The organism is Chamaesiphon polymorphus CCALA 037 (assembly GCF_003003845.1).
Classification (GTDB): domain Bacteria; phylum Cyanobacteriota; class Cyanobacteriia; order Cyanobacteriales; family Chamaesiphonaceae; genus Chamaesiphon; species Chamaesiphon polymorphus.
Genome location: NZ_PVWO01000259.1, coordinates 1 through 7,949 on the forward strand (window position 1 = coordinate 1; position 7,949 = coordinate 7,949).

The following is a 7,949-nucleotide window of genomic DNA, read 5'->3' on the forward strand; positions in this document are numbered from 1 at the left end:
GAGATGTGTATAAGAGACAGACTCATGACTGTTTGTAACTGCTCGTTAATCGCAATGATTTGTTCGTTCTGACGTTCGATAACTCGCTCTAAAGATTGAATCTTCATCTCATATCCTTGCTTATTACCTTCCCATTCTTTTTCGGCTAAATCGGCTTTAACCTTGGCATCGCTACTAGTTTCTTTAATAGCTTCTTCACGCGCTTTCTTGACTGCTTCATCCAATTCAGCCGGGAACGCTGCTACTTTAGCCGTATTTTCATCTGCGAGCTTTTGATTATCTTTCAAGAATTTCTCCCGCTCTTTCCATTGCTTCTGCTTCTCGCGATCTTGAGATTGAATATCTTGCTCTTGATTGCGCTTGGCTTCGGTATATGCATCGGTTTGAAGCTGTCGATCGCGGGTAATTTTATATTGAACTTCGTCTTGTTCTTTTTGACGTTCTTTGGCAACAGTTGTCGCTATTTCTGCTTGTTGCTCGGCATATTCGCGATCGGTAAGCTCCCACTGCTTGCGAAGATTTGTCTGCTCTTTTTCTAATTTTTCTCGATCGGCTGTAAGTTTTTCTTCGATCGTTTTTAAACTTTGTTGATGCTCCTGAGTGATAATATACAGTGCATCGGCGACAATCCTAATTTGTTGGAGATCCGATCGATGTTGGGTTTCAATTTCGATCGACTGTTGGACTTCGGCTAATTTTTCAACTTCTACAGTCAGCCTGTCTGATAATCCCGTGACGATACTACCAAATTCTAGCTGTAAATCTGCCATCCCTTTGACGATCGTGTCAACGGTATAGTTAGCAGCTTTAGCAACAATTTCTTTGTTCTTGGCTAGTTGCGCTTCTTCTTCTTTTGTTGCAACTTTAGAACCAGGTCGATATTGCTCTACTAGAATTCGCTCTAATTCTGTTAAAATTTGAGTCTTACTATCTTTTACTGTTGCCATAATTTATACGCCTTAAGGATAATAACGCATGAAAACCAGCCCCCCTGCATTGCAGGATGAGAGTTCGATCTTATCTCGATCGCTTACTAATTGTGCCCAAATACTTAACTCAGATCGCCAGCGGCTACGTTAGCGGATTGACTAAATGTCGATCGAGTTTTACGCATACACGAGCGCGGTATGTGATGTATCGCTCGATCGATCTCAGATTTATGGCTTTCTTAGAGTAGTAGTACTATTGTATCTCAAGCTGGCTATATTGTCAAGCCTTTATAGAAAACTTGTACTAATTAATTTCGGCCAATCCGTTTGTGAAGCGATCTATATTCATCCCAGTGCAGCCGAGCTGCCTCTGTGGAGGGATAATTTAGAGAAATTGGGCTACTAATTGCTCCACAGCAATATTTGTCCTGAAGCGGACGATCGATAGTTAATATCGATCGAGTGTTGGCAAATTTACAGAAGATCCCGATCCTAAAGCTAAGTCAGTGCGCTATCCTACGAGGTAAGAACCCCAATACTCGATCTAAGGTATTTGTTAAATCGAACTATTCAGTGCCTATTTGTTCGGGGTGTAGCGATCGCACCTGACGAGATCGTTGAATATAAGTTTATCAAAAATCGATATTAGCCAAAGCGCGGAACAAAAGATCTTCCCAACTGTAAAAAATAGCGTTAAAACTTTCACTTGGAGCTATCGCACATGAATTTCTCGCAGTTGCCTACAACTAATCCGTCCGAGATCGATTTATCCGATCCTCAGTATTATCTCAGTCGAGAATTAACGTGGCTAGAATTTAATGCCAGAGTACTGCACGAAGCTATGGACGATCGGACGCCACTACTGGAGCGGCTGAAATTCATGTCGATTTTTAGCTCGAATCTCGATGAATTTTTTATGGTGAGAATTGCGGCAATCTCCCAACAAATTGAAGCCAAAGTCAGTCGCCTTACACCAGATGGTAGAACTCCCAACGAACAATTAGCTGCAACTAGCCAGCGGGTACAGCAATTAATTACCCAACAACATCAGCATTTTGAAACAGTATTGCGTCCGGCAGCGATCGAGCGAGGTATTTATCTATTAGATTACTTCGATCTCAATCAAGAGCAATGTAGCTATCTCCAAACCTATTTTGAAGAACAAATTTTTCCAGTTTTGACACCTTTAGCTGTCGATCCCGGGCATCCATTTCCGTATATTTCTAACCTCAGTTTAAATCTAGCCGTAGTTATCAAACATCCCGATACTGGCGAAGAATTGTTTGCCCGAGTTAAGGTGCCAAAAGTGCTGCCGCGCTTTATCAGTTTACCCAAAGAATTACAAGTAGTAGATATAGTTAGGCCGACAGAAAATTCGCTCAAACAGAATAAGAAAGACAAGAAAGAGAAGAAAGACCGCCGTCAAATTTGGACGGGAATTCCGCTCGAACAATTAATCGCTCACAATTTGGAATCCCTATTTCCGGGAATGAATATCCAAGGTTGTTTTACTTTCCGCGTCACTCGTAACGCGGATATTAGCGTTGCAGAAGATGAAGCTGACGACTTACTCCAAGCGATCGAAGATGGCTTACAGCAACGGCGTAAAGGTGGTTCTACAGTCCGAATTGAAGTAGACTCTGCCATGCCCGAGCAAATTCGTCGGATGTTGCAAGAGGAATTAGAAGTCAACCTGCAAGATATTTATGAAGTTGATGGAATGCTAGGTTTGGGAGATCTGATGTATTTTTTATCCCTTCCCGCTCCTGAATTAAAAGATCCGCCATGGAATGCGATCGTCCCCGCACAATTGCGACGACTCAAAGCTACTGAAGATAGCGGTAACTTTTTTAATTTAATCGCTCAAAAAGATTTTTTAGTACATCATCCTTATCAATCGTTTACAGATACGGTCGAACGATTTATTAACTGTGCAGCTAACGATTCTAAAGTGCTCGCAATTAAAATGACGCTCTATCGTACCACTGGAGATTCACATATTCTCAAAGCGTTAATTAAAGCTGCCGAGAACGGCAAACAAGTTTCGGTACTGATCGAACTCAAGGCTCGATTTGACGAGCAAAACAATATTAATTTAGCCCGTATGCTCGAACAAGCTGGCATTCATGTCGTCTATGGATTAGTCGGCTTAAAAACACACACTAAAGTAGTCTTGGTCGTCCGGCGAGAAGATGAAAAAATCCGCCGCTACGTTCATATCGGTACGGGTAATTATAACGCCAAGACTTCTAAGTTATATACAGATGTCGGTTTATTTAGTTGTCGTCCCGAACTGGGTGCAGACCTCACAGATCTATTCAACTATCTAACTGGTTATTCTCAACAAAGATCCTACCGTAAATTACTAGTTTCACCAGTAAATACCCGTGAGTTATTCGATCGATTAATTCAACAAGAGATCGAACATGTCCAATCCGGAAAAACTGGCCGCATCGTTGCCAAAATGAATGCCTTAATCGATACCAAAATGATTGCTAGTCTCTATCGAGCATCGCAAGCTGGAGTCTCGATCGATCTGATTATTCGTGGCATGTGCTGTCTGCGTCCCGGCGTACCGGGCGTTAGCGAAAATATCCGCGTAATTAGTATTATCGGTCGATTTCTCGAACATTCTCGCATCTATTATTTTAATAATGGCGGTGAGGCTAATGTATTTATTGGCAGTGCCGACTGGATGACTCGCAATCTCGACAGGCGGGTAGAAGTGATTACCCCGATCGAAGATCCAGATATTGCCAAAGATCTCCAAGAAATCCTCGGAATTATGCTCGCCGACAATCGTCAAGCTTGGGATATGCAATCTGATGGTAGCTATATCCAACGCCGTCCTGAAGCAGGCGCGGCAGAAGAGAGTACCCAGCGGATTTTGATGGAAATGGCAGCGGGGTAATTAGTCGATTGCTGATAGCGAAGTTATTAAGACGGAGTTTAAATCTCCGTCTTAATGACAATCCGCCTAAAGGCGGAGGCTTTAAACCCTTACTCTTCAGGAAAGCATTTTTTTAGTTAGATGGTGCAGTACCCAAAACAGATAATGCACCCTAATTCGATCTATTCGTCTCCAGATTGCTCTGTTACTTCCGGTTTGAGCAGTGGGAAGGCGATCGCATCTCGGATGCTGGCACAATCGCATAAGAGCATCACCAATCGATCGATTCCGATTCCCAATCCGCCTGTCGGGGGCATCCCGTATTCTAAAGCGGTGAGGAAGTCTTCATCGATATCGTGAGCTTCGTCATCCCCTTCGGCTTTCCGTGCGGCTTGAGCTTCCAACCGTTGCCGCTGATCGACAGGATCGGTTAACTCCGAGAAACTATTGGCGAGTTCGCGCCCCACGACAAATAGTTCAAACCGCTCGACGATGCCTGATTTCGATCGATGGGGTTTGGCTAGTGGCGATATTTCCACGGGATAATCGAGGACAAAAGTGGGTTGAATTAAGGTCGGTTCGCACTTTTGCTCGAATACCTCATTCAAGAGTTTTCCGAGGGTTTTAACGTCATTTCAACCGCCGATCCCAGCATTTTTGACGGCTGCTTGCGCTGTCTCTAGCGAATCGAAACTACTAAAGTCCAAACCAGTGACTTCCTTGACGATATCGTTCATCGTCACCCGCCGCCAGGGATCAGTGAGACTAATTGGCGTCCCTTGATAGCTAATCTCCAATGTCCCCAGTACCGACTGAGCGACAGTAGTTATCATCTCCTCCGTCAGTCTCATCATATCCTCGTAGTCAGCATAGGCTTGATATACCTCGATGCTGGTAAATTCGGGATTGTGACGGGTAGAGACGCCCTCGTTGCGAAAAATCCGTCCCAATTCAAATACCTTCTCAAAACCACCGACGATCAACCGTTTTAGGTGCAGCTCGGTAGCAATCCGCAAATACAGCGGCATCTCCAGCGTATTGTGATAGGTATTAAACGGACGCGCATCCGCACCACCAGCTTCAGACTGCAAGACGGGAGTTTCGATCTCGATAAAGTCTAGGTTTTCGAGATAGCGGCGAATTCCGGCGGTAATTAGAGAGCGTTTCCTAAAAGTATCGCGTACCTCAGGATTGACAATCAGATCGACATAGCGTTGGCGGTAGCGTTTGGCAACATCGGTTAAACCGTGCCATTTATCTGGCAATGGTAGTAGCGATTTGGTGAGGATTGTATACTCATTGACGAGAATCGATAATTCACCTTTGTCCGCACGTTTGATCGTGCCTTTGACACCGATAATATCCCCAACATCGCTTAATTGCTTGAGATGACTAAACGCATCGGGGAAAGCTGACATTCCCTCTTCAATCTGCTGTTTAGCTAAATAAAGCTGAATCGTACCCGTTTCATCTTGAATGCTAAAAAAAGCCAACTTGCCCATCACGCGCCGTGCAATGATGCGTCCAGCGATCGAGACTGGGGTATCTACCTCTTCACCATTAGCTAAATCTGCGTACTCTAGCTGTAAGGCGGCGGCTTGATGGGTAGATACCCAGTTGTAGGCGTAGGGATTCATCCCTAGTTCTCGGAGTTTGTCTGCTTTAACCAGGCGCGTAGCCCGAATTTCGGCTAATGTCGAATGTGGTTCTGGCTGTTGTGGCGACTGTGGCTTGGACATGGTACATCAATCTAGGCTGGATTTTATATTCTAAGCCTTATCGAGGCGACCGATCCACTATCCACTAACTAACAATATTGGCTGATGTCTTCGCCACATTCATCGGCTAGATAACACATTGCTTTGAACCGGAGCATTACAACTTCCTCATAGAGGGGGTTGAGTTTGCACATTGGAGGAATGTGCAACAGCGTCCGTCCGAATAAATTGAGATCGCGCTCGAATGGACATTGAGAAGGGATCAGTTTACAAAGATTGTGAGCTATTCGGGGATTAGAAATTTTGAGATTTTCCAACCAGTGACGCAGCGGCTTGAGCGGGTCGAATTTAGGTAGGTGCAGAGAGTCGATGGTTTCCTGTGACATTATTCTAGTTGCAAGCAAACGAGCAAGCTTTGATAGATTAGAACCCATAATATGAGATGTATTAGTGGTATCGAGGAGATAACTATTCATGACGTTGCCCCTTAATGGAATGTTCATCTAAAGATAAACTACAAGCATTAACGAGCGTTTTCCGGAAAGAACGGTCGGACTTCACACTATAGCTGTCATCAGCCTCAATTTACCAACGTGGTTGGTACCTAGAGATTTAAGTACTAATTGGATCGTGCCTTAGCTGACACATTACCAGCAACTGTAAATCCACTGAAATATCATAGCGCAGATATTCTCAAACTCAGCACATTTTCAGTCACTTTTTTTAGTGTCGATCGACACATTTTCTTCGTGCAAATTTTTCAATTATTAAAAAATTGCGATCCCCAACTAGTTTGCCTCCAAACTCATGTGTTTGCAACCAGGTATTATCTCTTTGGAGAGATTTTTAGAGCTGTTAAAAGGCCAATGTTGGTATAGCATTTTATCGGTAAATTGCCAACGATCTGCGTTGGCGTAGCCTACGGTCGGTAATCGAGTCGGACAAAACTTAAGCCTAGACTCCATCGAAAGCACTATTAATATAGTCGAGCAATAACCACCGCTCGTCAGTGGTACGATCCGTAACGATCTGCAAGGGGATCCCGGGAATCGCTCTATTCATCGGCTGATGGCGGACGATCGCAACATCAAAGCGACAGGGATATTCGGCTAGATATGGGTATTTAAGGAGGAATAATTCAGCCGAACGGACGATCGTGGCCTGTTTCTGAGGGGTAATCGCCAAGAGTCCGTCAGCATCCCAATTTGCCCGATTGCGGGTTTTGACTTCGATAAATAGCAGCGTGTCAGATTCAATGGCGATCAGATCGATTTCGCCTCTTTTCCATCGCCACCGACGATGCAGGATTTTCCCACCCCGATTAGTCAGCCACTGGGCGACAACTTCTTCTCCTTGTTTGCCAGTGTTCATCTAAGGCTGGGTTATTAATCGAGATTGAATGAGACTCTTTAGATGCACTCAGGAGTGCTAAACAAGCCATCTGTTCGAGTGCGATCGGGAATGGCTAGTGGCTAGTATATCGGGTTTTCGACAATTCTCCACTGCTGTCAGGATCGTATGATAACTACTAGTCTGAAGCAAGAGCAATTTATCCTATCTCAAGTTAATAAAGTATGTCACAACCGATCGATCCAAATCGAGTAGTCATTTTTTCAGGTGCTGGCATTAGTGCTGAAAGTGGATTGACCACATTTCGCGATGGAGATGGGTTGTGGAATCGATACAAAATTGAAGATGTGGCGACACCAAGTGCTTGGGAAGCAAATCCAGAAATAGTTTTACAATTTTATAACGAGCGGAGAATACAGGCGGCAAAGGCACAGCCAAACGCCGCTCATCTGGCAATTGCAGAATTAGAGGCTAAGTATGAAGTAATTGTCGTCACCCAAAATATTGACGATCTCCACGAAAGAGCTGGCTCATCGCATATAATTCACGTTCATGGGGAAATTACTAAAGCTAGAAGCTCGATCGATAGTTCTTTAATATATCCGATCGGCGATCGCCAGATTCAACTTGGCGATAAATGCGATCGAGACAGTCAGCTACGTCCGCATGTTGTTTGGTTTGGTGAAGACATCCAAAATTTTGAAGTTGCCAGAGCCGCATTTAAGACTGCGGGTAAAGTACTAGTTATTGGCACATCTTTGAGTGTTTATCCAGCCGCTTCGTTACTAAATAAGGCTAGGTTTCATGCTGAAAAACTTCTCGTGAGTCTAGAGATTGACAAAAAACCTTTTGGCTATAGCTGTTGGCAGGAAAAAGCCAGTATTGCCATTCCTAACATCGTTCGGCGGTGGTTGGAAGGACAATATTTAGGTCGATCGAGACACTGAATTTATATTCACAGTCCAGATCGTCTCCACTTTGAAGTCAGCTTGTTGAGATGACATGAGTTTGGCTTAAGTAAAGAACTAGTGATAGGCAGTTTATGTTAGGTTACTAGTTCAC

At 44.1% G+C, this 7,949-nt stretch carries 6 protein-coding genes and 1 pseudogene; 3 read left to right on the top strand and 4 right to left on the bottom strand.

Annotated features, from left to right (window positions below):
• Positions 1-947: coiled-coil domain-containing protein (locus C7B77_RS18150; RefSeq protein ID WP_106307918.1), on the bottom strand; the 947-nt coding region annotated here is incomplete at its 3' end.
• 56 nt (positions 948-1,003) lie between these two features.
• On the opposite strand from C7B77_RS18150, the gene C7B77_RS30125 reads away from it, so the two are divergent.
• Both C7B77_RS30125 and ppk1 read left to right on the top strand, forming a co-directional pair.
• Positions 1,004-1,177 (top strand): hypothetical protein, encoded by a 174-nt coding sequence (locus C7B77_RS30125; protein ID WP_181243913.1) that lies wholly within the window; start codon positions 1,004-1,006, stop codon positions 1,175-1,177.
• Between the two features lie 473 nt (positions 1,178-1,650).
• Complete coding sequence (gene ppk1 / locus C7B77_RS18155; RefSeq protein ID WP_106307921.1) at positions 1,651-3,840, top strand: polyphosphate kinase 1; 2,190 nt, start codon at positions 1,651-1,653, stop codon at positions 3,838-3,840.
• Between the two features lie 161 nt (positions 3,841-4,001).
• On the opposite strand, the pseudogene lysS reads toward ppk1, so the two are convergent.
• From lysS to C7B77_RS18175, 3 genes and pseudogenes are all read right to left on the bottom strand, one after another.
• A pseudogene (gene lysS / locus C7B77_RS18160) lies at positions 4,002-5,558 on the bottom strand (lysine--tRNA ligase).
• A gap of 68 nt (positions 5,559-5,626) precedes the next feature.
• Positions 5,627-5,923 (bottom strand): Mo-dependent nitrogenase C-terminal domain-containing protein, encoded by a 297-nt coding sequence (locus tag C7B77_RS18165; protein WP_245894261.1) that lies wholly within the window; start codon positions 5,921-5,923, stop codon positions 5,627-5,629.
• 568 nt (positions 5,924-6,491) lie between these two features.
• Positions 6,492-6,908: a YraN family protein gene (locus tag C7B77_RS18175; protein WP_106307927.1), complete on the bottom strand. Its 417-nt coding sequence runs from the start codon at positions 6,906-6,908 to the stop codon at positions 6,492-6,494.
• Between the two features lie 203 nt (positions 6,909-7,111).
• On the opposite strand from C7B77_RS18175, the gene C7B77_RS18180 reads away from it, so the two are divergent.
• On the top strand, positions 7,112-7,834 hold the full coding sequence (locus C7B77_RS18180) for an SIR2 family NAD-dependent protein deacylase (RefSeq protein WP_106307930.1): 723 nt from the start codon (positions 7,112-7,114) through the stop codon (positions 7,832-7,834).
• The last annotated feature ends 115 nt before the right edge of the window (positions 7,835-7,949 follow it).